We start from the raw sequence: 25035 nt of genomic DNA, 5'->3' as shown, positions 1-25035 counted from the left end.
TCACAACCCCGGTGCCCAGCCTTCCTCGGGCGAGACCCACAGCACGCGCTGGTTCATGTCGGCGCGGACCTGGCCATCGACGATCACGTCGGAAATGATGCCGTCGCCATCTGCGCGGTCGCGGTAGCAGCGCTTCCGGCCGGCGAGCGGCTGGAGCGCGAGCATCAGGCGCTGGCGGACGCTGGTCTCGATCGCGGGCGCGAGCCCTGCGCCGTCCTTGGTGAGCTTGCCCGAGCGGAAGTCGATCGGGCGCACGGTCGAGCAGGCGGCGCCGTCCTCGATCTGGCCCGAGGTCTGGTACTCGATCAGGATCGTCGGCTCGGTCGAGACGACGCCGGTGACCGCCGCGTCGAACCGGCCATCTTCATGCACCGTGTAGCGGACCATGGTGGCGCAGGTGCGCGCGCGGGTGTCCGGGCCGATGCAGCGGATCTTGCCGGCGCGGGCCGGGTCGAGCAGGTCGGGTGCCGGCAGTGGCGCAGGCGCGGCGGTGGCGAGCAGGAGGAGGGTGGCGATCATCGGCATCATCAGTTCCCGAGCTTGTAGCCGTCCTTGTCGCCCACCCAGACGAACTTCTGGCTGAGATCGGCGCGGACGGCGCCGTCGATGGTGAGCTCGTTGAGCAGCAGGCCGCCCTCGGCCGGCTTGATCGCCGTGCAGGAGGCCTTGCCGTCGAGCGAGGAGACCGCGGCGGCCATCTGGCTCTTCACCGCGCTGGAGGTCGCTTCGTCCGCCGGCGCGCCGTTCACGAGCACCTTGCCGTTCTGGAAATCGGCGAGGTTGATCGTCTCGCAGAACTGGCCGTCCTTCACGGTGCCGCGGGTGCGGATCTCCATGGTGATCAGCGGGGTGGGGGCGAGAAACAGGCGGGTGGCCGATTCATAGCTCTCGCCGCTGATCCTGTAGCTGGTCATGCCGAGGCAGGTCTTCTTGTCCTGGTTCGGCAGCACGCACTGGATCTTGCCCTGGCGGGCCTGCGCGACCGGATCGGCGGTCTGCCCTGCGGCGGCCGTGGCGGCGAGAAGCAGAAGGCTGGCGATCATCAAGAAACTCCCGGAACTGGACTGGGCACGAGAAATGCGCTGCCGCCGCGTGGCGGGCAAGCGCAATCGGCGTCAGGCCGGCGCATCGGCCTCCTCGGTGTCGCCCTTGCCCAGCCGCACGCGGCGGAAGCGCGGCTCGCGGTCCATGCCGGCGACGTCCTTGATCTTCTTGCGCATCTCGTCGCGCTTCTCGTGGATCGAGGCGATCACCGGGCCCACCGCCATGCCGAGATCGACCAGCACCACTTCGGAGAGCTGGAGCGAGCTCTCCAGCGCCTCGGGCACCGCCTCGGTCGCACCGGCGCGGTAGAGCTCGGCGGCGTGCGCGGTGTCGCGGGCACGGGCGATGATCGGCAGATTGGGGACCCAGCCGCGCACGCGGCGGGTCAGGCGGACGGTGAGCACCGGATCGTCCATCGTCAGCACCAGCGCCTTGGCATGGCCGAGGTTGAGCTTGTCGACCAGCTCGGAACGGGTGACGTCGCCGAACAGCACGTTGTAGCCGCCGCGCCGGGCTGCGTTGACGTTGTCGATGTCCGCATCGACGCCGAGATAGGGCAGGTTGTGGCGGCGGAGCATGTCCGCCACAGTGCGGCCGACGCGGCCGAAGCCGATCACCACCGTGCCGTTCTGCACTTCTTCGAGCGCGGCATCGGGGGTTTCCTCTCCCTTCGTGCGCTCGATCAGCTGTGCGAACGCACGGCCCGCCTTGGCGAGCAGCGGCGTGGCGGTGAGGCCGATCGCGGTCACGGTGGTCCAGAAGGCGCCGGTGCTGGGCGAGATCAGCCCCGCGGCGCCGGCGACGCCGAGCACGATCAGCGTGGTCTCCGAAGGGCTGGCCATCAGCACGCCGGCCTCTGCCGCGGTGCCGGCCCGCGCGCCGGAGAGGCGGAGCAGGCCGGTGGTGACCGCCGCCTTGACGACCATCACCAGCAGCGAGGCGCCGAGCAGGGGCGCCCAGTTGTGGACGATGAAATCGAGGTCGAGGCGCATGCCGACGGTGATCAGGAACACACCGAGCGCGAGGCCCTTGAACGGCGCGGTGATCGCTTCGACCTCGCCGTGATATTCGGTCTCGGCGATGAGCAGGCCCGCGATCAGCGCGCCGACGATCGGCGACAGGCCCACCGCGCTGGTCGCCAGGCTGGCGACGATCACGACGAGCAGGCTGGCGGCGAGGAACAGCTCAGGGCTCTTGGTCCGTGCCGCCTGGGCGAACATGCGCGGGAGCAGCATCCGGCCGCCGATGAACAGGATCGCGACCGTGACGATGCCGAAGCCGAGCGTCGAGGCGAGCTTGACCCAGCCGGCTTCGCCGCCCGCCGCCGGCGCCAGCGCGCCGAGCAGGAAGATGATCGGGACGAGCGCCAGGTCCTCGAACAGCAGCATCGCGAAGGCCGATCGGCCGACGGCGCTGGTGGTGCCGGCGATCGGCAGCACGATCGCGGTCGAGGACAGGGCCAGCGCGAGGCCGAGACCGATCGCGCCGCCGGTGCTGAGGCCGGTGAGATAGAGGACCGCCGCCAGGATGAGTCCGGCACCCAGCAACTCCGCCGCGCCGACGCCGAAGACGAGCGTCCGCATCGACCAGAGGCGCTTGAACGACAGTTCGAGGCCGATCGAGAACAGCAGCAGGATGATGCCGAACTCGGCGAACGGCTCGATCGCGTGCGCGTCCGAAATGGTGATGTGGTAGAGCCAGGGATTGGTAGGCACGAGACTGCCCAGCCCGAACGGGCCGACCAGCGCGCCGACCAGGATGAACCCGATCACCGGGCTGATCCGGAAGCGCGCGAAGGCGGGGATCACCAGCCCGGCCGCGCCCAGGATCACCAGCGTGTCGCTGAGGCCGCTATTGCCGAGGTTCAGCATGCGTCGGAGACAGGCGCGCGGGACGCGATCGTAGCGGGGCGGATAGTGGTAAATGGCATGCGTCTAGGCATGCATGCGCGGGCCCATATTGCAAGGGCACCGGCTGGTATTTGTGGCCTCGCGGATCGATTGACTTGGCTGCGCACCGGATTGAGGGCGCTCCTGAGTCCGCCGGATAACCAACCGTTTCCGTAGCGGTATGCGCATTGGGCAAGCCTGATCGAGCACAAACTATCGCTGGTCGCGGAACTGTCATCTTCCCGCAGCGAGATCGTCACCGGCCGCGCTCAACGGACCCCGGAACAGGGCATGCTGCAGCTGCGAAACCCTGTCGTGCGCGCCGCCGGCGCGGGCCGAGAACATAAGGGGTCGACAATGCGAACCGTACGCACGCTTGGGATGCTCGGCATCTCCGCGCTTTCCTTCACCATCGCCAATGCCGCGCACGCGCAGAGCGCGGCGGACGACACCGAGACCGAGATCGTCGTGTCCGGCCAGCGCGCCAGCCAGAAGCGCGCGATCGAGGCCAAGCGTACCGCGATCGGCGTGCTCGACGTGGCGGCGGCGGACGAGATGGGCCGGCTGCCGGATCGCAACGTCTCCGAGGTGGTGGAGCATCTCCCCGGCGTGGGCGTCACCTACGACCAGGGCGAGGGCCGCTATGTCGCGATCCGCGGCGTGCCGTCGAACCTCAACAACTACACGCTGAACGGCATGGAGATCGGCAATCCCGACGGCACCACCCGTTCGCTGCCTCTGGACATCGTCTCGGGCCAGCTGCTCAACCGGGTCGAGGTCTCCAAGGTCAAGACCGCGGACATGGACGGGCAGGGCATCGGCGGCACGATCAACCTGGTCTCGCAGACCGCGTTCGACTTCAAGGAGGCCTTCGCCTTCTCGGCGAGCGCCAAGGCGGGCTATCAGGAACTGAACAAGAAGGTGCCGGTGCAGGGCGACGCCAGCCTCGCGGCGCGCTTCGGCGCCGACGAGCAGTTCGGCCTGGTGCTGGGCGTCAGCTATTCCTATCGCGACTTCAATAGCGAAGGCTTCTATCCGGACAACTGGAAGCCCAACGCGCTGTTCGCGCGCGGCGGCACGCCCGACAACATCAAGTACACCGAATATTCGCTGGCCCGCCGCCGCCTGGGCGGCACGGGCTCGTTCGACTGGCACCCCAGCGACCGCCAGACCTTCTATGTCCGCGGCTTCTATTCGAAGTTCACGGAGGACGAGATCCGGCCGCGCTACCGCCTGGACTTCACCACCACCGCCTTCACCGTCAATCCGGACGGGCTGACCGGCTATACCAACGGCGTGGCGAGCAGCGCCACCGGCACGCCCGGTTCGGGCCCGGAGCGCCGCGAGGACCTGCGCCTCGACTACAAGGCCAAGTGGCTCGCCAGCGGCATGGTCGGCGGTACCACCGAGTTCGATGGCTTCAAGCTGGCCTATGAGGGCGGCTACAGCCGCAACCAGACGCTCGACAAGTTCCCGATCTGGCAGTTCCGCTGCAATCCGGGCCGCGTGACCTTCGACTTCAGCGAGCCCCTGTACGTGGCCAAGCCGGACACGGAGTGCACCGCCAACCAGCTGCAGTTCCGCCAGTATCAATATTCGCACCAGCTCAACGACGAGAAGATCTGGCAGGGCAAGGTCGACGGCACGATCGACCTGAGCGGCCTGGGTTTCGTCAAGTTCGGTGCCAAGTACCGCAACACCGACCGCAGCTTCGACCAGAACACGCCCACCTGGGTGCGCGCCTCGGCGACCGCGAACCGCTGGACGCTCGGCCAGTACAATCTGGGTGGCGCGGCGGTGTGCGTCTATCCGGACAACACCGGCCGCTGCTTCAGTAACGGGCCGACCTTCAACATCCCGTCGCTGCAGCAGTTCACCGAACAGCATCTCGGCGATGCGCTGATGCCGCTCGATGTGGCGACGACGCTTGCCAACAACAGCCTGTCCGACTTCCGGCTGAAGGAGAAGGTGTGGGCCGGCTATGTGATGGCTAGCCTCAGCTTCGGCGCGGTCACGGTGACACCGGGCCTGCGCTACGAGCACACCAGCCTGGACGATCGTGGAAACGCGCTGCGTGGCGGCAGCGCCATCGTGCCGGTTACGGTGAACAACAGCTATGACGACTTCCTGCCGTCGCTGGTCGTCAAGATCGCGCCGTCGGACCAGGTGATCGTTCGCCTGGCCTATTCGCGCAGCCTGGGCCGGCCGGAATATTCGAGCCTGAATCCCGGCGGCTCGATCAGTGCGCTCGGCACCGACAACAGCGCCTCGTTCGGCAACCCGGACCTGAAGCCCTATCGCGCCGACAATCTCGATGCGACAGCCGAATGGTATTTCGCTCCGGGCGGCCTGTTCAGCGTCGGCGCCTTCGCCAAGTTCATCAAGAACCCGATCTTCAGCCAGGCCACCGTGCTGACCAACGCTACGATCCTGGGCGTGACCTATCCCACGATCACGGTCAGCCAGCCGTTCAACGCCGACAAGGGCGACATCATCGGCATCGAGGCGCAGTACCAGCAGCAGTTCACCTTCCTGCCGGGCCTGCTCTCGGGCTTCGGCGTGCAGCTCACCGCGACGCTGACCGACTCGAACCTCAAGCTGCCGAACGGGCGGACTTCGACCTTCCCGAGCCAGTCGCGCTATCTCTATGGCGCCGAGCTGTTCTACCAGCGCGGCCCGGTGGAAGCGTCGGTCGCCTATCACAATACCGGCCACGCGCTGCTCGCCGTCGGCGATCCCAGCTACAACGACCAGTATAATGACGATCTGCGCCGCCTGGACGCCAAGGCCAGCGTCGCGGTCCTCAAGGGCGTGCGCATCTTCGCCGAGGCCCAGAACCTGACCGACGAGCCGACCCGCCAGTATCAGGGCGGCAACACCAACTGGATCATCCAGAACGAGCGCTATGGGCGGACGTTCTACATGGGCGTCTCGGCGAAGTTCTGATGCTGATCGCTTCCCTCATGCTTCTGGCTGCCGCACCCGGCGGCCAGGACGCATCGCCGCCGCGCGAAGCCCCCATGCTCGCACCGGCCGAAGTCACCGCGCGCTGGCCGGCCGAGGAAGCCAAGCAGGGTGTCGTCGCCGATGTCCGGCACTTCTACGCGATCAGCAATAACCTGATCGGCAAGTACGACAAGGCTACCGGCAAGCGCGTCGCCCGCTGGGAGGGCGACAGGCGGCTCTACCCGCACATGAACTCCTGCGTGATCGACGGCACGATGCTGGTGTGCGCCGCGTCCAACTATCCCGCCGTGCCGATGGCGAGCGCGGTGGAGTTCTTCGACACCCGCACGATGCGGCATGTGAAGAGCGTCGCGCTGGCGCCGTTCCCGGGCTCGCTCACCTGGATCGAGCGCAAGGGCGACAAATGGTGGGCGATGTTCGCCAACTATCCCGCCGATCACGGCGGCGAGGGCGGGCGCGATCACCGCTGGACGGTGCTGATGGAACTGGACGGGCAGTTCCAGCCGCTCCGCTCCTGGCATTTCCCGCCCGAGCTGCTTGCCCGCTTCGCGCCGATGAGCAGCTCGGGTGGATCCTGGGGCAAGGACGGGCTGCTCTACGTTACCGGGCATGACCGGCCGGAACTCTATGCGGTCAGGCTGCCCGAGGCCGGGACGCTGCTCGAATGGGTGGCGACGGTGCCGATCCCGACCAATGGCCAGGCGGTGACCTGGGACCCGGTGCAGCCGCGCACGCTCTGGTCGATCGAGCGCAAGGCCCGGGAAGTGGTGGCGAGCCGGATACCGGCGGTCCGCTGAACCCTGTCTCTTCGAACGGCAAAAAAAGGGGGAGCGTCGCCGCTCCCCCTTCGCATTTCCGGTGATGCCAAAGGCTTACGCCCAGGCAGCCATCTTGGCCTCGAGGTTCTCGCGGATCGCCTCAAAGAACTGCTCGGTGGTCATCCAGGGCTGGTCCGGACCGATCAGGATCGCGAGATCCTTGGTCATCTTGCCGCTCTCGACGGTCTCGATGCAGACGGCTTCGAGGGTCTCGGCGAACTTGGTGACGTCCGGCGTGTTGTCGAACTTGCCGCGGAACGACAGGCCCTGGGTCCAGGCGAAGATCGACGCGATCGGGTTGGTCGAGGTCGCCTTGCCCTGCTGGTGCATGCGGTAGTGACGGGTGACGGTGCCGTGCGCGGCTTCCGCCTCGATCGTCTTGCCGTCCGGCGACATCAGCACCGAGGTCATCAGGCCGAGCGAGCCGAAGCCCTGCGCGACGGTGTCCGACTGGACGTCGCCGTCATAGTTCTTGCAGGCCCAGACGAACTTGCCCGACCACTTGAGCGCCGAGGCGACCATGTCGTCGATCAGGCGGTGCTCGTAGACGATGCCGGCATCCTTGAACTTCTGCGCGAACTCGGCGTCGAAGGTCTCCTGGAACAGGTCCTTGAAGCGGCCGTCATAGGCCTTGAGGATCGTGTTCTTGGTCGACAGGTACAGCGGCCAGCCGCGGTCGAGCGCGTAGTTCATGCTCGCCTTGGCGAAGTCGCGGATCGATTCGTCGAGGTTGTACATGCCCATGGCGACGCCGGCGGCGGGGAAGTCGAACACTTCATATTCGAGCTCGTCGCCATTGGTGCCGACCCACTTCATCGTGAGCTTGCCGGCGCCGGGGACCTTGAAATCGGTCGCGCGATACTGGTCGCCGAACGCGTGACGGCCGACGACGATCGGGTCGGTCCAGCCCGGGACGAGCCTCGGGACGTTCTTGATCACGATCGGCTCGCGGAACACGACGCCGCCCAGGATGTTGCGGATCGTGCCGTTCGGCGACTTCCACATCTTCTTGAGGCTGAATTCCTCGACGCGGGCTTCGTCCGGGGTGATCGTGGCGCACTTCACGCCGACGCCGTACTGCTGGATCGCCTTGGCGGAATCGATCGTGACCTGGTCGTCGGTCGCGTCGCGATTCTCGACCGAGAGGTCATAGTACTTCAGGTCGATGTCGAGATACGGCTTGATCAGGCGCTCGCGGATCCACTGCCAGATGATCCGCGTCATTTCGTCGCCGTCGATCTCCACGACGGGCGTTGCAACCTTGATTTTAGCCATTGCTCGCTTGTCCTTTTTAGGGGTTTGGCGAGCGTCTAGGAGGATGGGGCGGGGGGATCAAGCCCGCCCCCTGCAACCGGTATCAGTCGTTCCACGCCCACCAGAGCTGCGCGGGCGGAATGTTGATCCACTCCATCGCGTGATCGATGTGCGACCAGTGCGGGGTGAGGAAGTTCTTCACGCGCGGATTGTACTGGTAGACCAGGAAGGCGCCGCCCTTGCGGATCACTTCGCGCGTCGCCTTGGCGATCGCGTCGCCAACGCCCGGCGGAAGCGTCGAGAAGGGCAGTCCCGACGCGATGTAGTCCGCATGTTCGAATCCGTGATCACCAACGATCTGCTTCACGTCCGCCGCGGAGCCCTGGATCGCGATCAGGCGCGGATCGGGAATGCTCTGCTTCAGGTAGCGGATGAAATCGGGGTTGGTGTCGATCACGATCAGCTTGCCGTCCGCCGACAGCCTGTCGAGGATCGGGCGGGTGAAGGTGCCGACGCCCGGGCCATACTCGACGAACAGCTTGGTGTTCTCCCAGTCGACGGGGGCGAGCATCTTGTTGATCGTGAAGCGCGACGAAGGCGCGATCGCGCCGACCATCACCGGGCGCTTCAGGAATCCGCGGAAGAACATGCCCCAGGGCGACGGCACGCCGGCGGGGCGGCGGTTACGCGTACGGGCCTTGGCGGCAGTGGAAGCGGGCATGGGCGACCTTATTACAATTCGGGGACAGTCGCGGCATTTGGGCAATTCGAACGAACATGCAAGCGGTGCGGTTGCATTTCACCGCATCCGGGTGGTTCAGTTGTGGGCAAGTCGCGGTGCGGCACTCTCCAGGCGACGAGAGGGAGGATGGCATGATCCTGACGATAATGGCGCTGCTCCTGGCCGTGCCGCAACGGCACAGCGAGCCCGATATTGCCCGGCCCGAGCTGCTGAGCACCGCGGACAAGTTCGCTCCGATCACCGACGCGGCGCTGATCGCGGTGGCGAAGAGGCCCTTCGATCCGATGAGCGACCCGCGCAAATGGAAGCTGGCGGTGGGGCTGCACCGCGGCGTGCCGGTGGTCGCGAGCTATGTCTGCTCGGATGTCTGCCCCCAGTACACCAAGCGAATCATCCGCTACAACGTCACCGCCGGTGCGGAATGCGACCGGGTGGGCGGCGTGTCTAAGGACATCGTCGTGCCCAAGGGGATCGGGGCCGGGCCGCGGCGCTATTGCCTGCCCGCGGTGGCGGCGCCCTTCCAGAACTAGGGGGCGGTGCCACGGACGGGGCGAGGGATAGGGCGGGCTCCACGCGCGTTGTGTTGACTGCGACACGCAGCTAGAGCCTTCCGATGGCATCCATTGACAAGCCCCCGCTCGGCACCCCCACGGTGAAATGGCGTTTCCCCGACATTCACCCCGAGGGCCGCAAATATGTGGCGATCGCCGCCGCGATCGCGCTGCTCAGCCTTTTCGTGTTCGATTTCATCACCTGGCCGCTGGTGTTCCTCACCTTCGGCGTCGCGGCCTTCTTCCGCGACCCGATCCGCGTGACGCCGCAGGGCGAGGGCATGCTGATCGCTCCGGCCGACGGGCTGGTCACGATGATCCAGCGCGTCGAGCTGCCGCCCGAGCTGCGCGGCCCGCAGGCGCTGGGCGAGGCACCGATGGTGCGCGTCTCGATCTTCATGAGCGTGTTCGACGTGCACGTGAACCGCACGCCGATCACCGGCACGATCCGCCACGTCATCTATATCTCCGGCCGCTTCCTCAATGCCGACCTCGACAAGGCGAGCGAGGAGAATGAGCGCCAGCACTTCATCGTCGAGGACAAGAACGGGCTGCGCATCGGCTTCACCCAGATCGCCGGTCTGGTCGCGCGGCGCATCGTCAGCTTCACCAAGCCGGGCGACATGGTCGTTGCCGGCCAGCGCGTCGGCCTGATCCGCTTCGGCAGCCGCGTCGACGTGTTCCTGCCCGAGGATTATGCCGCCCAGGTCACGCTCGGCCAGCGCACGATCGCGGGGGAGACGGTGATCGCCAGGAAGGGCGGCGCAGCGGTCACCGGCATCTCGCAGTGAGCGACCGGCGCGGCGACACGCGACTGCCGCGCACGCTCCGGCCGCGCCGCATGCGGCGGATGCGGCGCGGCCGGAGCGTGCGCGGGATACCGCTGCGGGCCATCGCGCCCAATACGGTAACCGCGCTGGCGCTGTGTTCGGGATTGACCGCGATACGGTTCGCCATCGACGGAAAATGGGAACTTGCCGTCCTGATGGTGCTGATCGCCGGGATGCTGGACGGCATCGACGGCAAGATCGCCCGGATGATGCGCGGCGAGAGCCGGTTCGGCGCGGAGCTGGACAGCCTGTCCGACGCGATCTCGTTCGGCGTCGCGCCGGCGCTGATCCTCTATCTCTGGTCGCTGCAGACGCTGGGTCGGTTCGGCTGGATGATCGCACTGATCCACGCGCTGTTCTGCGCGTTGCGACTGGCGCGGTTCAACGCGCAGATCGACGCCGAGGAACAACCGCACAAGTCGGCAGGCTTTCTCACCGGGGTTCCGGCCCCGGCCGCGGCGGTGCTGGCATTGCTGCCGCTCTATCTATGGCTGTTCACCGACGAGCCGCACTTGCGCTCGCCGGCTGTCGTCGCACCCTGGACGGCGTTCATCGCGGTGCTGATGATCTCCAGCGTCGCGACTTTCGCGCCGCATGTCCGGCTGAAGCAGCGCATCCGCTTCGAGGCGGTCGCGGTGCTGGTAGTGCTGGTCGCCGCGCTGGTCGCAGCACCCTGGCCGACGCTGGCCGTGATCGCGATCCTGTATCTGGTCTCGATCCCGTTCAGTGTGCGCAGCTATCGCCGGGTCAGGCAGCTGCGCGCAGCGGGAACGGTGCGGGACGGCGCGCCGGAGTAGCGTAGCGCACGGTGACGCGGGTCGGTACCAGCTCGGGCAGCGGCCGGGCGACGTTGCGGCCGAGCAGCTCGCGCATGCGGGGAAGCTGGGCGGTCACCGAGGAGGCGATCGTCCAGAGGGAAACCGCGAAGGCGGTGCCGAGCAGCAGATAAGCGAACAGCGAAACCATAAAGACTTCCTCCTGGGCGAGGGACCGCGCTAGATGCCGGAACCAATGTTCGGCGGGCTGGCTGCGTTCCTTGAACCGCTTATGTACGGTTAATGTTCCGCTGATGTTCCTTTGTCAACACGCAAACGGAACAAAAGTGAACAAAGGCGTTCTATGCCGTACGCAAGGGAGATAGGCTGGCGGTCCCCGGCGGCTATTCCAACCTTCGTATGGGGCCCAGGGGAGCTGGCGGTTGCATTCGCTGGCGCTTTCGGTTAGGGGCGCCGCCTCAACCCGCATGGGAAGCATCATAAACCGGTGCCGGACAGACGTTCGGTCACTCGCTTCCCAGAGGCACAACCGGAAGGAGTTATCCCTATGGCGGCACCTGTCGTCTCTCTGCAGCAGCTGCTCGAATCGGGCGCGCACTTCGGTCACCAGACCCACCGCTGGAACCCGAAGATGAAGCCCTACATCTTCGGCGAGCGCAACGGCGTTCACATCATCGACCTCTCGCAGACCGTGCCGCTCTTCGCGCGCGCTCTCGAGTTCGTGAACTCGACCGTCGCCGCCGGCGGCAAGGTCCTGTTCGTCGGCACCAAGCGCCAGGCGCAGGAGCCGATCGCCGAGGCAGCCCGCCGCGCGAACCAGCATTTCGTCAACCACCGCTGGCTGGGCGGCATGCTCACCAACTGGAAGACCATCTCGCAGTCGATCAAGCGCCTCAAGACGCTCGAAGAGCAGCTTTCGGGCGACACGCACGGCCTGACCAAGAAGGAAGTGCTGCAGCTCACCCGTGAGCGCGACAAGCTCGAGCTCTCGCTCGGCGGCATCCGCGACATGGGCGGCCTGCCCGACGTGATGTTCGTGATCGACGCGAACAAGGAAGAGCTGGCGATCAAGGAAGCCAACACCCTGGGTATCCCGGTTGTTGCGATCCTCGACTCGAACGTGAGCCCGGACGGCATCGCCTTCCCGGTTCCGGCGAACGACGACGCCTCGCGCGCCATCCGCCTTTACTGCGAAGCGATCGCCATTGCGGCGACCCGCGGCAACCAGGACCGTCAGGCGAGCTTCGGCGTCGACCTGGGCGCCCAGGAAGTCGCTCCGGTCGAGCCGGCCCTGACCGAGACAGCCGAGCAGGCCGTCGAGGGCGAGCGCCAGATCGACGCGTAAGTTGAAACCGGCTGTCTTCGAACTGACATAGGCACGCACTAGGCGGCCGTCAGTTCGAAGGCGCCGATCCATTCTCCCGTTCGTGCTGCGTTTGTCGAAGCACCGTCTTCCTTCCGGCGCCCGGCAAGAGAGAACGGCGCTTCGACGAGCGCAGGGCGAACGGGTTTTACATAGATGGCCGGGCTCCGTTCCGGCTGCCAGCTAGAGGAATTGAACATGGCCGAGATCACCGCAGCAGCCGTGAAGGAACTCCGCGAGAAGAGCGGCGCCGGCATGATGGACTGCAAGAAGGCGCTGACCGAGACCAATGGCGACATCGAAGCGGCCAGCGACTGGCTGCGTTCGAAGGGCCTGGCCGCCGCTGCCAAGAAGTCGAGCCGCACCGCGGCCGAGGGCCTGGTCGGCGTTGCCGTCGCCGGCACCAAGGGCGTGGCCGTCGAGGTCAACTCGCAGACCGACTTCGTCGCCAAGAACGAGATCTTCCAGAACTTCGTCCGTGACGTGACCGCGATCGCGCTCGAGCTGGGCGCCGACATCGACGTCATCAAGGCGGCTCCGCTGCCCGCCGGCACCGTCGAGGAAGTGCTGACCAACAACATCTCGACCATCGGCGAGAACCAGGTTCTGCGCCGCGCCAAGCAGGTGCAGGTCTCGCAGGGCGCGGTGATCCCGTACGTCCACAACGCGCAGGCCCCGGGCCTGGGCAAGATCGGCGTGCTCGTCGCGCTCGAGAGCGATGCCGGCGTCGACGTGCTCGAGCCGCTCGGCAAGCAGATCGCGATGCACGTCGCTGCTGCCTTCCCGCTGGCGCTGTCGGTCGAGGACCTCGATCCGGAAGTCGTCGAGCGTGAAGCCGCGATCCTGCGCGAGAAGAACGCCGAGAAGATCGTCGGCAAGTCGGCCGAGGTCGCCGAGAAGATCCTCAACGGCCCGATCGAGAAGTTCAAGAAGGAGAACGCTCTCCTCAGCCAGCTCTTCGTCATGGACGGCAAGACCCCGGTCGCCGACGTGATCGCCAAGGCTGCCAAGGACGCCGGCGCGTCGATCAAGCTGATCGACTATGTCCGCTTCCAGCTCGGTGAAGGCATCGAGAAGGAAGAGAGCGACTTCGCCGCCGAAGTGGCTGCGACCGCCGGTCTCACCAAGTAAGGTCTTCCCGGACCTGAATGCGCGGGCGCTGTCACCCCAGGGTGGCGGCGCCCGTTTGCGTTTGGGCTGCGTTGAAAGGCGTCGGCGGCGTCGATCCGCTCGACAATGTGTGTTTGGTTTCCTACCAATCTAATACCTTTCACGGCAGGAGCCTGTTCAATGCGAGTATCCCGTTCATTTCGTGCTGCTGCCGTTTCGGGTCGGGGTGCCGTGCTGGCGCTGGCGATGGGGAGCGCGATGCCCGCGTTCGCGCAGGTTTCGACTGCGCCCGCCATCTTCCCGACTCCGGCTGCGCTGCGACTGACGGGGCCGAGCTTCGCGCTGGGCGACGCGGTGGTGCTCGTGCGCGCGAAGGGCGTGGATGCGGCGACCGAGAAGCTCGTCCGCGAGGTGCTCGCCACCGCCGGCGTGCGCGACGTCCGGATTGCAGCGGCGCTGCCGAAGCGGCTCGACGCCACCTATGTGGTGATCGGCGAAGGCAACGCGGCGCCGGTTCGTGACGCGCTGGCCCGGAGCGGTGCGTCGGTGCCCGAGCAGGACGAAGGCTATGCGCTTGCCAGCCAGGCGAGCGACGGCGGCGCGCTGGTGGTGCTGGCGGGCAGGGACGGGGACGGGCTCTACCACGCCGCCCAGAGCTTCCGGCAGATCGTGGCGCGCGGGCGCGTGTCCTCGGTCACCGTGTCGGATTATCCGGCGATGCCGGTACGCGGCACGATCGAGGGCTTTTACGGCAAGCCCTGGTCGATGGCCGAGCGCGAGGATCACATCGCGTTCCTCGCCCGGTTCAAGGCCAACACCTATATCTACAGCCCGAAGGACGACGTGTTCGCCCGCGACAAGTGGCGCGAGGCCTATCCCGCCGACACGCTGCAGGCGCTCGGCAAGGTGGTGGACGTCGCCAATCGCGAGCATGTCAATTTCGTCTACGCGATCTCGCCCGGGCCCACGATCTGCTACAGCGATCCGAAGGACCTGGAGGCGGTGCGCCGCAAGTTCGCGGCGCTGCGCGGGCTGGGCGTGCGCAGCTTCTACGTCGCGCTCGATGACATCGAATATACCAAGTGGAACTGCCCGGCCGATGAGGCCGAGTTCGGCAAGCCCGGCGAAAAGGCCGCGGCTTCGGCGCAGGCCAAGCTGCTCAACGCGGTGCAGGGTGACCTGGCGGCGGCCGGACATGGCTCGCTGACCATGGTGCCGACCGAATATTACAACACCACCGAATCGCCCTACAAGGCGGAGCTGCGCAAGGCGCTCGACCCGCGCGTGGTCGTGCAATGGACGGGGACCGACGTCGTGCCGGCCTCGATCTCGGTGTCCGACGCGAAGAACGCGACCAAGGCGTTCGGCCGCAAGACGCTGCTGTGGGACAATTATCCGGTCAACGACTTCGGCGAGACGACCGGACGACTGCTGATGGCGCCCTATGACCGTCGCCAGGCGGGCCTTTCGGCCGAGCTCAGCGGCATCGTCTCGAACCCGATGAACCAGGAGGTGGCGAGCCGCCCGGCGGTGGCGGGGCTGCTGGCCTTCTCGTGGAACGACCGCGACTATAACGTCCAGCGCACCTGGCGCGCCGCGGCGCTCGACCTGGCCGGCGGCGATGCCGAGACCGCCGAGGCGCTGCTCACCTTCTTCGACACCCAGCATGTCGCGCCGACCTTCGGTCATCTGCCCTGGCAGCCCCAGGCGCCGAAGCTCAAGGCGCTGATCGACACGGCGCGCGATGCGCTGGCCGACAACGACCCGCATGCCATCGCCGGGTCGCTCGCAGCGCTTGGCGAGGCGGCCGACGCACTGGCCGCGGCGCCCGATCGTATCCGTGCTGGCGTGGTGGTGCCCGGCTTCGTGCGCGAGACCGGCCCGTGGCTCGACGCGGCGCAGCTCTGGGCGCGCGCCCTGCGCCTCACCGTGGATGGCCTGACTGCCGCCCGCGCCGGGCAGCCGGGTGTCGCGCGCTACTTCGCCGAGGCGACGGAGCTGACCGGGAAGGCGGCAGCGATTCGCTCGATCCCCGGCGCGACGCGCTTCGAAGGGCCGGTAAAGGTCTCCGATGGCGTGCTGGACCGCTTCATCAGCGATGCGCCGGGGCTGGTCTACCTCGCTCCGGCGCCTTCGCTGAAGGACTGATCGCACGCGATCCAGCCTCGTCCACAGCTGTTAGCGCTGTCACGGGCGGGCGCATGGCAAATAGGCCGTGCGCCCGCTTGTTCCTTTGTGCGCGCTCCTCTAGGGTCCGCGCCGCTCCCAGTATCCGTAGTAACCAAAGGCTCCGATGACCGCTCCCCGATTCAAACGCATCCTCCTCAAACTCTCGGGCGAGGTCCTGATGGGGCAGGGGCAGTTCGGCATCGATCCCGACACCTGCGAGCGCGTGGCGCTCGAAGTGAAGGATGCCAAGGACAGCGGCCTCGAGATCTGCATGGTCGTCGGCGGCGGTAACATCTTCCGCGGCCTCGCCGGCGCTGCGCAGGGATTCGATCGTGCCTCGGCGGATTACATGGGCATGCTCGCAACGGTGATGAACGCGCTGGCGATGCAGAACGCGCTCGAGAAGATCGGCGTGGACACGCGCGTCCAGTCCGCGATCCCCATGGCCTCGGTGTGCGAGCCGTACATCCGCCGCCGAGCCGAGCGGCACATGGAGAAGGGCCGCGTCGTGCTGTTCGCGGCGGGCACTGGCCTGCCGTTCTTCACCACCGACACCACCGCGGCGCTGCGCGCAGCCGAGATGCAGTGCGACGCGCTGTTCAAGGGCACCAGCGTGGACGGCGTCTATGATGCCGACCCCAAGAAGGTGCCGACCGCGAAGCGCTACGACACGCTGGACTATAACCGCGTCCTCGCAGACGACCTGAAGGTGATGGACGCCTCCGCGGTGGCCCTTTGCCGCGACAACAACATTCCGATCGTCGTTTTCAACATCCGCGACGAAGGCAACCTGACCCGCGTGCTCCGCGGCGAGGGCACCTCGACGATCGTCCAGAACGAAACCCAATCCGCATAAGAAGGAGCCGATAATGGCCGCTTACGACAAGGCAGACCTAGAGCGCCGCATGAACGGCGCGGTGGAGTCGCTGAAGCACGACCTGCAGGGCTTGCGCACGGGCCGCGCGAGCACCACGCTCCTCGATCCGGTGACGGTCGAGGTGTACGGCGCGCACATGCCGCTCGCGCAGGTGGCGACGGTCGCCGCGCCCGAGCCGCGCCTGCTCTCCGTCACGGTGTGGGACAAGTCCAATGTCGGTCCCGTCGAGAAGGCGATCCGCTCGGCAGGCCTGGGCCTCAACCCGATCACCGACGGCCAGACGCTGCGCCTGCCGATCCCGGACCTGACCGAGGAGCGCCGCAAGGAGCTCGCCAAGCTCGCCAGCAAATATGCCGAGGCGGCCCGCATCGCCGCGCGCAACGTGCGCCGCGACGGCAATGACAGCCTGAAGACCGACGAGAAGAAGGGCGTCTATTCGGAAGACGAGCGCAAGCGCCACGAGACCGAGGTGCAGAAGCTGACCGACGCCACGATCGCGGAGATCGACGCCGCTGCGGCCGCCAAGGAAAAGGAAATTCTCGGCAAGTGAACCTGGCGCACGCCCTGTCTGTTGCTTGCCGGAATGACCTCAGTGGCGTTTTCGATGGCCGCTAAGCCCGCCCCCGCGTCGGAAGGCGCCGCGCCCCCGCGCCATGTCGCCATCATTATGGACGGCAATGGCCGCTGGGCGAAGAAACGGCTGCTGCCGCGTATCGCCGGGCACAAGCAGGGCGTCGAGGCCGTTCGGCGGATCAGTCGTGCCGCGCGCAAGCTCGGCATCGAGGTGCTGACGCTCTACGCCTTCTCCTCGGAGAATTGGCGGCGGCCGGAGGAGGAGGTGCGGGACCTGATGGGCCTGCTCCGCCACTTCCTGGCGAGCGAGCTGGACGAGCTGGTCTCCGAAGGCGTGAAGCTGCGGATCATCGGGGCGTGGCGCAAGCTCTCGCCCGATCTGGTCGCGATGATCGACGGCGCGGTCGCGCGCACCGCGAACAACCCGGGGCCGACTTTGGTGATTGCGCTCAATTATGGTGCCCAGGCCGAGCTGGCCGAAGCGGCGCGGGTGCTGGCCGAAAAGGCCAAGGCGGGTGAGATCGACCCCGCCGCGATCGACGAGGCGCTGTTCCAGGACGCACTCGACACCGGCGACCTGCCGCCGCTCGACCTGCTGATCCGCACATCGGGCGAGCAGCGCCTGTCGAATTTCCTGCTGTGGCAGGCGGCCTATGCCGAATTCCTGTTCGTCGATACGCTGTGGCCCGACTTCGACGAGAAGGCCCTGACCGAGGCGCTCGATCAATATGGCCGCCGCCAGCGCCGTTTCGGGGGCTTGTGAGCAAGACCGGTTCCGAGCTCGCCACCCGGCTGGGCGTCGCCTTCATCCTGATCGGGCTGGCTTTTGCGGCGCTCTATTCCGGTGGCGTGGGCTTCTGGATGGTGGTGAGTGTCGTCGGCGTGCTGATGATGGGCGAATGGGCGATGCTCGCCGGCGCCAACCTCAAGGGCAAGCGGCTCGCCCAATATGCGATCTCGGTGCCGCTCGCCGCGATGCTGCCGGGGCTCACCCCCGAGCTGGGCAGCGCCGGGCAGGAGTTCCTCGCGCTCGGCCTGATCATCGGCGTGTTCTTCTTCCTGGCGATCGTCACCAGGGGCGCACAGCTCGCCCTGGGCGCCTTCTATGTCGGCCTGCCGGTGCTGGCGCTGGTGACGATCCGCGAGCAGCCGGTACAAGGGCTACTGCTCACCTTCTGGGCGATGGCGCTGGTCTGGGCGTGCGACAGCGTCGCCTATTTCGCCGGACGTGCGATCGGCGGGCCCAAGCTTGCCCCGGCGATCAGCCCGAACAAGACCTGGTCGGGCTTCCTGGGCGGCGTGGCGGGCGCGACGCTGTTCGCTTTCATCCTGGTCTGGCTCTTCGGCCTGCCCGTGGCACTGGCCTGGGCAACGCCGGCGCTGGCGGTGCTGGCGCAACTGGGTGACCTGTTCGAGAGCCATTTGAAGCGCTGCGCCGGCGTGAAGGATTCGGGCAATCTGCTGCCTGGCCATGGCGGCGTGCTCGATCGGCTCGACGGGCTCGTCTCGACGGCGCCGTTCGCTGCCCTGCTGGTGCTCTGGCTCGTTCGATGAAAAGCGTGACGATTCTGGGTGCCACCGGATCGGTGGGCAGCTCGACGCTCGACCTGATCGAGCGGGAACCCGAGCGATTCGAAGTGGTTGCGCTCACCGCCAATTGCGATGTCGAGAAGCTCGCCGCGGCGGCGATCCGGACCGGCGCGCGCCATGCCGTGGTGGCTGACGAAAGCTGCCTGCCCGCATTGCGCGAGCGGCTGGCGGGGACGGGGATCACCGTCGCCGGCGGTCCCCAGGCGGTGTGCGAGGCGGCGCGGATGGGAGCCGAATGGACGATGGCGGCGATCGTCGGGCTGGCCGGACTCGGCTCGGCGATGGCGGCGGTGGAGCAGGGCGGCACCGTGGTGTTGGCCAACAAGGAGCCGCTGGTCTCGGCCGGCGATCTGGTGACCGCGGCGGCACGACGCCACGGCGCCACGATCCTGCCCGCCGATTCGGAGCACAACGCGATCTTCCAGTGCTTCGATTTCGAGCGACCCGAGCGCGTGCGGCGGATCATCCTGACCGCCAGCGGCGGCCCGTTCCGGGACTGGGACCTCGAAGCGATGCGCGGCGTGACGCCGGCCCAGGCTTGTGCGCACCCCAACTGGTCGATGGGCGCCAAGATCTCCGTCGATTCGGCGACGATGATGAACAAGGGCCTCGAGCTGATCGAGGCGGCGCGGCTGTTCCCGGTGGCGAACCAAGCGCTTGAAATATTGGTGCATCGTCAGTCGGTGATCCATTCGATGGTGGAATATGTCGACGGATCGGTACTGGCACAGATGGGCCCTTCGGACATGCGGGTGCCGATCGCGCACACGCTCGCCTGGCCCGACCGGATGGCGACGCCGATGCCGCCCCTGGACTTTGTGGCAATGGCAAGGCTGGACTTCGAGGCGCCCGACGCGGTGCGCTTCCCCGCATTGCGGCTGGCACGCGAGGCGCTGGAGGCTGGTGGCGCTCGTCCGGCGATCCTCAACGCGGCCAATGAAGTGGCAGTTGCGGCCTTCCTTTCGGGCCGGCTCAACTTTCTTGAAATTGCCGCAATCTCTGCCGATACGCTTGATCGCTATGACCCGGTCGCTCCGGAAAGCCTCGAAGCCGTTTGGGCAATCGACGCCGAGGCTAGGCGGATCGCGGGCGAGCGTGTGAAGGACGGCGTCGCTTGATTCAAACTCCCGGCATCCTGGTCACCATACTCGCGTTCGCGCTGGTGCTCGGGCCGCTCGTGTTCCTGCACGAGCTCGGCCACTACCTCGCCGGACGCTGGTTCGGCGTGAAGGCCGAGGAATTCTCGATCGGCTTCGGCCGCGAGGTGGCCGGTTTCACCGACAGGCGCGGTACCCGCTGGAAGTTCGGCTGGCTGCCGCTGGGCGGCTATGTCCGCTTCGCCGGCGACATGAATCCGGCCAGTCAGCCTTCGCCGGAATGGCTCTCGCTGCCCGCCTCGGAGCGGGCGCGGACCTTCCAGGCCAAGCCGCTGTGGCAGCGCGCGATCATCGTCGCGGCGGGCCCGATCATGAATTTCCTCATCGCGATCGCGATCCTGGGCAGTTTCGCCGTCGCGTTCGGCGAGAATGTCACCCCGGCGACGATCGGTGAGGTCCAGGCGAACAGCGCCGCCGCCAAGGCCGGTCTGAAGACCGGCGACCGCATCACCGCGATGGATGGCCGCACGGTCGATGATTATTTCGACCTGCGCATGTTCACCGCACTGCGTGCCGGCGAGCTGGTGACGATCGATTTCCAGCGTGACGGGCAGGCCCGCCAGGTGCAGGCGACGATCGGCACGCTGAAGCTCAAGGATCGCTTCGGCAATATCTCGACCCGCGGCCAGCTCGGCGTCGGCCCCGCTGCCCAGCAGGTCCGCCAGGTGGCGATCTGGGAAGCCCCGCTCGTGGGCATGCGCCAGACCGGCGAGATCATCGACGTGACCGTCGAGGGACTGAAGCGTATCATTCTGGGCCGGATCCCGGTGAGCGAGCTCGGCGGACCGCTGAAGATCGCCCAGGCATCCGGCGAGAGTCTCTCGATGGGGCCGCTGGCGCTGGTCAGCCTGATTGCGCTAGTCTCGATTAATCTGGGATTCATCAACCTGTTGCCAGTCCCTGTGCTGGATGGCGGGCATCTGCTGTTCTACGCAGTCGAGGCTGTCCGTCGTCGCCCGGTGGAGCCTCAGGTTATGGAGTGGGCGTATCGTGGCGGTTTGATCGCAATTCTGGCGCTCATGCTGTTCGTTACGTTTAATGATCTCGGCGCGTTCGGCGTGTGGAGAAGTTTGGCCGGGTTGATCGGCTGATGCGGTTCGTGCAGGGCGGTGCAAGCCGCGTGGCTGACGGCCGGTATTTTGATTCCGACTGGGGTGGGATGGTGACTGCGATCAAGGCAACGAAAATCGGCGCGCGCGCCACGGCGACCCTTCTCGCGGGCACCATGCTCTCGGGCGCGGCGCTAGCGCAGACTGCGGCCCCGACGACGGCTCCGGCCCCCGCTGCGCAGACCGCTCCGGCGGTCCCGGCTCCCGTGACTCGCACGATCAAGTCGATCCGCGTGCAGGGTTCGCAGCGCATCGAGCCCGAAACGGTGCTCAGCTACACCCGCCTGCGGGTGGGTGACGCTTACACCAACGAGACGATCGACCAGGCGATCAAGGACTTGCTCGCATCCGAGCTGCTCGCCGACGTATCGATCGAAGGCGTCGAGAATGGCGACCTGGTGATCCGCATCCGCGAGAACCCGGTGATCAACCGCGTGATCTACGAGGGCAACAAGCGGCTCAAGGAAGACAAGATCAAGAAGGAAGTGAAGCTGGCGCCGCGCCAGATCTTCACCCGCACCGCGGTCCGCGCCGACGTGGCCCGCATCGTCGAGCTCTATCGTCGCCAGGGCCGCTTCGCCGCCGTGGTCGAGCCGAAGATGGTCAGCCTCGACCAGAACCGCGTCGACGTGATCTTCGAAGTGCATGAGGGCCCGAAGTCCAAGGTCCGCCAGATCAACATCATCGGCAACGAGGTGTTCTCCGACAGCAAGCTGCGCGGCGAGATGGCGACCAAGACCGCCAGCATCACGCACCTGATGAGCTCGAACACGAGCTACGACCAGGATCGCCTGGCCTATGACCAGCAGAAGCTCCGCCAGTTCTACCTGACCAACGGCTATGCCGATTTCCGCGTGATCTCGGCCGTGGCCGAGCTGACGCCGGACAAGAAGGACTTCATCATCACCTACGTGGTGGAGGAAGGTCCCCGCTACAAGTTCGGTCCGGTCACCGTCGACAGCGCGATCCGCGACTTCGACGACAAGAAGCTCGCCGCCGCGCTGAGCATCAAGGAAGGCGAGTGGTATAACGCCAAGGCCGTGGAAGACACGGTCGAACAGCTGAGCGAGACCGCCGGTATCGCGGGCTACGCCTTCGCCGACGTGCGCCCCGACTTCCAGCGCGACAAGGAAGCGCTGACGATGGGGATGAATTTCCACATCGCCGAAGCGAACCGCACGTACATCGAGCGCATCGACATCACCGGCAACCGCCAGACCCAGGACAAGGTGATCCGCCGCGAGTTCCGCGTGGCCGAGGGCGACGCCTTCAACACCTTCCTGGTCAAGCGTTCGCAGGACCGCATCAACTCGCTGGGCTATTTCCAGGACAAGTTCGAGATCGAGCGTGTCGAGGGTTCGGCGCCGGATCGCATCGTGCTCAAGGCGAACGTCGAAGAGCGCGCGAACGGCGAACTGACGCTGTCGGCCGGTTTCTCGAGCCTCGAGCAGTTCATCCTTCAGGCCTCGATCCGCCAGCGCAACTTCCGCGGCATGGGCCAGACCGTGTCGGCCTCGGTCGACTATTCGAGCTATTCGAAGTCGGTCGAGCTGGGCTTCACCGAGCCCTATCTGTTCGACAAGAACATCGCGCTGGGCGGCACGATCTTCCGCCGCGACTACAACGCGTTCAACTATCTCGGTTCGGACCGCCAGACGACCTACAGCCAGGTTTCGACCGGTGCCCAGATCGTCGCCGGCGTGCCGTTGACCGAATACTGGACGCTGTCGGCCCGCTATTATCTGGCCAAGGACAACGTCACGCTCGACAAGAGCAACTTCTATACCGACAGCAACAGCGACGGCGTTCGCGGCAACAGCCCGGGCGATACCTGCGATCCGCAGATCGCGGGGCGCTACTATTGCGAAGCGGTGGGCAACCGCCTGACCTCGCTGGTCGGCCTGACGCTGACCTATGACAGCCTGAACAGCCGCCTGCGTCCGTCGCGCGGTGAGCGACTGTCGCTGAGCGGCGACTTCGCCGGCGTGGGCGGCGACGTGCGTTATCTGCGTGCGCGCTTCGACGCCGACAAATACTGGAACGTCGGCAGCGGCTTCATCGCCTCGGTCTCGGCCGAGGGTGGCTACATCCACAGCCTGGAGAAGAGCCGTGGCGCGGGCATCGATTCGGTTCGCATCACCGACCGCTTCTATCTGGGCGAGCCGCAGTTCCGCGGCTTCGACATCCGCGGCGTCGGCCCGCGCGTGCAGCGCATCGCCTATACCGGCAGCGTGGCGGGCGGCGATCAGGCGCTGGTCACCGACCGCGACCAGATCATCGACGACGCGATCGGCGGCAAGGCCTATTACCTGACCAAGGCCGAGCTCGAGATCCCGCTGGGCGCGGGTGCGGCCGAGATGGGCCTGCGTCCGTCGATCTTCATCATGGCTGGCAGCCTGTTCAACATCACCCGTCCGGGGTCGTCGGTCGGTGTCGATCCGGCGTGCCCGACGTCGCCCTATGGCTTCTGTCAGAAGGTCGGTTCGGACGGCAAACCGGCGTTCAACGCCGATGGCTCGCCGTCGCTGCTTCCGCGGGACAATTTCCTGAAGGATCCCACCACCGGCCAGCAGCTCTTCGCCGTGAGCGCGTCGGATCCGGTGAACTCGGGCTTCTACACCACCTGTAAGGTCGGTTATGCCGCGAAGGCAGGCGATCCGTGCGTCGGTACCTCGGTCAACGCCATCGTGAACAACCCGATCGCGCCGGTCTATGAGCGCTATGTCGGCAACAGCGCCTCGCCGCGCCTGTCGATCGGCTTCGGCGTGAACTGGAATTCCCCCTTCGGCCCGCTGCGTATCGACGTGGCCAAGACGTTGCTCCACGCCAAGGGCGACGACACCAAGCTTGTAACCTTCAACGTAGGGACTCAATTCTGATGATTACCAAGAAGCGCATTCTCGCCGCGCTGCTGGCGGCTCCTGCCGCGCTCGTCGTCGCGGCCCCCGCGCACGCGCAGGTCAGCGGCAGCATCGCCACTGCCAGCCCGGTTCGCGTCGTCGATGCCTCGAAGGCGTTCTCTGCCGCGCAGCAGCAGATCCAGACGACCTACAAGGCGGCCTTCGAGCAGATCAATGCGCGCCGCCAGGCCGCGCAGAAGGAAGCCGAGCCGCTTCTCGCCCAGCTCGACACCAACAAGGACAAGAAGGTCGACGACAACGAACTCAAGGCTGCCCAGGCTGCCAAGAACCCGGTCCTCGACAAGATCACGGCGCTGCAGAACGCCGCGAACACCGACGTCCAGAAGCTGAGCAACCCGGCTGCACGCGCCGAGCTGTTCGCGATCGAATCGATCCTGCGCCAGTATGAAGCGGCCCAGCTGCGTGTCGTCACGGCTCGCAAGGTCGGCGTGATCCTGTCGCCGGAAGTGTTCATGTACGCGCCGGATTCGGCCGACATCAGCGACGCGATCACCGCCGAGCTCGACAAGTCGGTGCCGACCGTGAGCATCCAGCCGCCGGCCGACTGGCAGCCCGCCCGCGAGACGCTGGCGATGCAGCAGCAGCTGGCCCAGATCGAGCAGATCCGCGCCTACCAGGCCGCTGCCCAGCAGCAGCGCGCGGGCGCCGCTCCGGCAGCTCCGGCTCCCGCCGCACCGGCTGGCGCCAAGAAGCCCGCCGAGCCGCGGTGAGCGAGGAAGCAACGGTAGCCGCCGACATCGGCCCGCTGAATATCCAGCGGGTGATGGCGGCGTTGCCGCACCGTTATCCGATGCTGCTCGTCGATCGCGTCGAGGAACTGGTCCCGGACCAGCGAATCGTCGCGATCAAGGCGGTCTCGATGAACGAGGAATTCTTCCAGGGGCATTTCCCCGGAAGGCCGATCATGCCCGGCGTCCTCCAGATTGAGGCGCTGGCGCAGGCGGCGGGCGTGCTCGCGGTGGAGAGCCTCGGCCTCGCCGGTTCGGGCAAGCTCGTTTATTTCATGTCGATCGACGGGGTGAAGTTCCGCAAGCCGGTCGAGCCCGGCGTGCTGCTGCGTCTCGAGGTCGAGTTCATCCAGAAGCGTTCGCGCGTCTGCAAGTTCGCGGGCAGGGCGATGCTGAACGGCGAAGTCGCCACCGAGTGCGAATTCACCGCGATGATCGCGGATCCGCCTTCGGCCTGAGGCCAGGGCTTTTCCGACTTCCGGCGCCGCGCAGCCCCCAGGTTGCGCGGCGCTCGCGTCTCTGTTAGGGGCGCGCGCTCTGCCGGTCGGAAACCGGCGGCTTTCCAAG

23 protein-coding genes are annotated in these 25035 nt (G+C 66.6%); 17 read left to right on the top strand and 6 right to left on the bottom strand.

The window, feature by feature from the left end; translation table 11 throughout:
• The 3 genes from GGR46_RS07985 to GGR46_RS07975 form a co-directional block, all read right to left on the bottom strand.
• Entirely contained in the window at positions 1-525 is a 525-nt protein-coding gene (locus GGR46_RS07985; RefSeq protein ID WP_246425925.1) for a hypothetical protein, read from the bottom strand.
• A gap of 2 nt (positions 526-527) precedes the next feature.
• Positions 528-1043: a hypothetical protein gene (locus GGR46_RS07980; RefSeq protein ID WP_183996192.1), complete on the bottom strand. Its 516-nt coding sequence runs from the start codon at positions 1041-1043 to the stop codon at positions 528-530.
• A gap of 72 nt (positions 1044-1115) precedes the next feature.
• The gene (locus tag GGR46_RS07975; RefSeq protein ID WP_183996190.1) at positions 1116-2915 is read right to left on the bottom strand and encodes a cation:proton antiporter domain-containing protein; all 1800 of its coding nucleotides are present in this window, start codon (positions 2913-2915) and stop codon (positions 1116-1118) included.
• Between the two features lie 375 nt (positions 2916-3290).
• On the opposite strand from GGR46_RS07975, the gene GGR46_RS07970 reads away from it, so the two are divergent.
• On the top strand, positions 3291-5879 hold the full coding sequence (locus GGR46_RS07970; RefSeq protein ID WP_246425924.1) for a TonB-dependent receptor: 2589 nt from the start codon (positions 3291-3293) through the stop codon (positions 5877-5879).
• Positions 5879-6697 carry a hypothetical protein gene (locus GGR46_RS07965; RefSeq protein ID WP_183996188.1) on the top strand — a complete coding sequence of 273 codons (819 nt, stop codon included), beginning with the start codon at positions 5879-5881 and terminating at the stop codon, positions 6695-6697. The genes GGR46_RS07970 and GGR46_RS07965 overlap by 1 nt, the downstream gene beginning before the upstream one ends.
• A gap of 75 nt (positions 6698-6772) precedes the next feature.
• On the opposite strand, the gene GGR46_RS07960 is transcribed toward GGR46_RS07965, so the two are convergent.
• Positions 6773-7993, bottom strand: a complete 1221-nt coding sequence (locus tag GGR46_RS07960) for an NADP-dependent isocitrate dehydrogenase (protein ID WP_183996186.1) — start codon at positions 7991-7993, stop codon at positions 6773-6775.
• 82 nt (positions 7994-8075) lie between these two features.
• Positions 8076-8693 carry a class I SAM-dependent methyltransferase gene (locus tag GGR46_RS07955; RefSeq protein ID WP_183996184.1) on the bottom strand — a complete coding sequence of 206 codons (618 nt, stop codon included), beginning with the start codon at positions 8691-8693 and terminating at the stop codon, positions 8076-8078.
• 152 nt (positions 8694-8845) lie between these two features.
• Here GGR46_RS07955 and GGR46_RS07950 point away from each other — a divergent pair, with 152 nt between their 5' ends.
• The 3 genes from GGR46_RS07950 (at position 8846) to pssA (ending at position 10892) form a co-directional block, all read left to right on the top strand.
• On the top strand, positions 8846-9244 hold the full coding sequence (locus GGR46_RS07950; RefSeq protein WP_183996182.1) for a hypothetical protein: 399 nt from the start codon (positions 8846-8848) through the stop codon (positions 9242-9244).
• Between the two features lie 83 nt (positions 9245-9327).
• Positions 9328-10056: a phosphatidylserine decarboxylase gene (locus tag GGR46_RS07945; RefSeq protein ID WP_183996180.1), complete on the top strand. Its 729-nt coding sequence runs from the start codon at positions 9328-9330 to the stop codon at positions 10054-10056.
• 50 nt (positions 10057-10106) lie between these two features.
• Positions 10107-10892 carry a CDP-diacylglycerol--serine O-phosphatidyltransferase gene (pssA, locus tag GGR46_RS07940; protein ID WP_425506542.1) on the top strand — a complete coding sequence of 262 codons (786 nt, stop codon included), beginning with the start codon at positions 10107-10109 and terminating at the stop codon, positions 10890-10892.
• Here the strand turns inward: pssA and GGR46_RS07935 are convergent.
• Complete coding sequence (locus GGR46_RS07935) at positions 10843-11061, bottom strand: hypothetical protein (protein ID WP_183996178.1); 219 nt, start codon at positions 11059-11061, stop codon at positions 10843-10845. The genes pssA and GGR46_RS07935 overlap by 50 nt on opposite strands.
• 357 nt (positions 11062-11418) lie before the next feature.
• Here GGR46_RS07935 and rpsB point away from each other — a divergent pair, with 357 nt between their 5' ends.
• The 12 genes from rpsB (at position 11419) to fabZ (ending at position 24926) form a co-directional block, all read left to right on the top strand.
• On the top strand, positions 11419-12216 hold the full coding sequence (rpsB, locus tag GGR46_RS07930; protein ID WP_183996176.1) for a 30S ribosomal protein S2: 798 nt from the start codon (positions 11419-11421) through the stop codon (positions 12214-12216).
• A gap of 216 nt (positions 12217-12432) precedes the next feature.
• Positions 12433-13365, top strand: coding sequence for a translation elongation factor Ts (tsf, locus tag GGR46_RS07925; protein ID WP_183996173.1), 933 nt, complete (start codon positions 12433-12435; stop codon positions 13363-13365).
• A gap of 159 nt (positions 13366-13524) precedes the next feature.
• Entirely contained in the window at positions 13525-15492 is a 1968-nt protein-coding gene (locus GGR46_RS07920) for a glycoside hydrolase family 84 protein (RefSeq protein WP_183996170.1), read from the top strand.
• Between the two features lie 145 nt (positions 15493-15637).
• Positions 15638-16369, top strand: a complete 732-nt coding sequence (gene pyrH / locus GGR46_RS07915; RefSeq protein ID WP_183996168.1) for a UMP kinase — start codon at positions 15638-15640, stop codon at positions 16367-16369.
• A 13-nt stretch (positions 16370-16382) separates the two neighbouring features.
• Positions 16383-16940: a ribosome recycling factor gene (gene frr, locus GGR46_RS07910; RefSeq protein ID WP_183996166.1), complete on the top strand. Its 558-nt coding sequence runs from the start codon at positions 16383-16385 to the stop codon at positions 16938-16940.
• A gap of 54 nt (positions 16941-16994) precedes the next feature.
• Positions 16995-17726, top strand: a complete 732-nt coding sequence (locus GGR46_RS07905; RefSeq protein WP_246425923.1) for an isoprenyl transferase — start codon at positions 16995-16997, stop codon at positions 17724-17726.
• On the top strand, positions 17723-18517 hold the full coding sequence (locus tag GGR46_RS07900) for a phosphatidate cytidylyltransferase (protein WP_183996162.1): 795 nt from the start codon (positions 17723-17725) through the stop codon (positions 18515-18517). The genes GGR46_RS07905 and GGR46_RS07900 overlap by 4 nt, the downstream gene beginning before the upstream one ends.
• On the top strand, positions 18514-19671 hold the full coding sequence (dxr, locus tag GGR46_RS07895; protein ID WP_183996160.1) for a 1-deoxy-D-xylulose-5-phosphate reductoisomerase: 1158 nt from the start codon (positions 18514-18516) through the stop codon (positions 19669-19671). The genes GGR46_RS07900 and dxr overlap by 4 nt, the downstream gene beginning before the upstream one ends.
• Positions 19668-20801 carry an RIP metalloprotease RseP gene (gene rseP / locus GGR46_RS07890; RefSeq protein WP_183996158.1) on the top strand — a complete coding sequence of 378 codons (1134 nt, stop codon included), beginning with the start codon at positions 19668-19670 and terminating at the stop codon, positions 20799-20801. Before dxr ends, rseP begins: the two co-directional genes overlap by 4 nt.
• Before the next feature lie 68 nt (positions 20802-20869).
• Positions 20870-23698 (top strand): outer membrane protein assembly factor BamA, encoded by a 2829-nt coding sequence (bamA, locus tag GGR46_RS07885; protein WP_183996156.1) that lies wholly within the window; start codon positions 20870-20872, stop codon positions 23696-23698.
• A complete protein-coding gene (locus tag GGR46_RS07880) occupies positions 23698-24450 on the top strand; it encodes an OmpH family outer membrane protein (protein WP_221262584.1) in 753 nt (250 codons plus the stop codon). Before bamA ends, GGR46_RS07880 begins: the two co-directional genes overlap by 1 nt.
• Positions 24447-24926, top strand: coding sequence for a 3-hydroxyacyl-ACP dehydratase FabZ (gene fabZ / locus GGR46_RS07875; protein WP_343058077.1), 480 nt, complete (start codon positions 24447-24449; stop codon positions 24924-24926). Before GGR46_RS07880 ends, fabZ begins: the two co-directional genes overlap by 4 nt.
• The last annotated feature ends 109 nt before the right edge of the window (positions 24927-25035 follow it).

The sequence above is a fragment of the Sphingomonas kyeonggiensis genome, from assembly GCF_014196745.1.
In the GTDB taxonomy this organism is placed as follows: Bacteria; Pseudomonadota; Alphaproteobacteria; order Sphingomonadales; family Sphingomonadaceae; genus Sphingomonas; species Sphingomonas kyeonggiensis.
Note: the sequence above shows the minus strand (reverse complement) of the source record. Positions and strands in the feature narration are given on the sequence as shown.

Bases quoted from the DNA above. Each gene is read 5' to 3' on its own strand.
- GGR46_RS07955 (WP_183996184.1), bottom strand. From the start codon at position 8,693: ATGCCCGCTTCCACTGCCGCCAAGGCCCGTACGCGTAACCGCCGCCCC.
- GGR46_RS07880 (WP_221262584.1), top strand. From the start codon at position 23,698: ATGATTACCAAGAAGCGCATTCTCGCCGCGCTGCTGGCGGCTCCTGCC.
- GGR46_RS07965 (WP_183996188.1), top strand. From the start codon at position 5,879: ATGCTGATCGCTTCCCTCATGCTTCTGGCTGCCGCACCCGGCGGCCAG.
- rpsB (WP_183996176.1), top strand. From the start codon at position 11,419: ATGGCGGCACCTGTCGTCTCTCTGCAGCAGCTGCTCGAATCGGGCGCG.
- GGR46_RS07975 (WP_183996190.1), bottom strand. From the start codon at position 2,915: ATGCTGAACCTCGGCAATAGCGGCCTCAGCGACACGCTGGTGATCCTG.
- GGR46_RS07945 (WP_183996180.1), top strand. From the start codon at position 9,328: ATGGCATCCATTGACAAGCCCCCGCTCGGCACCCCCACGGTGAAATGG.
- frr (WP_183996166.1), top strand. From the start codon at position 16,383: ATGGCCGCTTACGACAAGGCAGACCTAGAGCGCCGCATGAACGGCGCG.
- GGR46_RS07980 (WP_183996192.1), bottom strand. From the start codon at position 1,043: ATGATCGCCAGCCTTCTGCTTCTCGCCGCCACGGCCGCCGCAGGGCAG.
- GGR46_RS07960 (WP_183996186.1), bottom strand. From the start codon at position 7,993: ATGGCTAAAATCAAGGTTGCAACGCCCGTCGTGGAGATCGACGGCGAC.
- GGR46_RS07970 (WP_246425924.1), top strand. From the start codon at position 3,291: ATGCGAACCGTACGCACGCTTGGGATGCTCGGCATCTCCGCGCTTTCC.
- dxr (WP_183996160.1), top strand. From the start codon at position 18,514: ATGAAAAGCGTGACGATTCTGGGTGCCACCGGATCGGTGGGCAGCTCG.
- pyrH (WP_183996168.1), top strand. From the start codon at position 15,638: ATGACCGCTCCCCGATTCAAACGCATCCTCCTCAAACTCTCGGGCGAG.
- tsf (WP_183996173.1), top strand. From the start codon at position 12,433: ATGGCCGAGATCACCGCAGCAGCCGTGAAGGAACTCCGCGAGAAGAGC.
- GGR46_RS07920 (WP_183996170.1), top strand. From the start codon at position 13,525: ATGCGAGTATCCCGTTCATTTCGTGCTGCTGCCGTTTCGGGTCGGGGT.
- GGR46_RS07935 (WP_183996178.1), bottom strand. From the start codon at position 11,061: ATGGTTTCGCTGTTCGCTTATCTGCTGCTCGGCACCGCCTTCGCGGTT.
- GGR46_RS07950 (WP_183996182.1), top strand. From the start codon at position 8,846: ATGATCCTGACGATAATGGCGCTGCTCCTGGCCGTGCCGCAACGGCAC.
- GGR46_RS07985 (WP_246425925.1), bottom strand. From the start codon at position 525: ATGCCGATGATCGCCACCCTCCTCCTGCTCGCCACCGCCGCGCCTGCG.
- pssA (WP_425506542.1), top strand. From the start codon at position 10,107: ATGCGGCGGATGCGGCGCGGCCGGAGCGTGCGCGGGATACCGCTGCGG.
- bamA (WP_183996156.1), top strand. From the start codon at position 20,870: ATGGTGACTGCGATCAAGGCAACGAAAATCGGCGCGCGCGCCACGGCG.
- GGR46_RS07905 (WP_246425923.1), top strand. From the start codon at position 16,995: ATGGCCGCTAAGCCCGCCCCCGCGTCGGAAGGCGCCGCGCCCCCGCGC.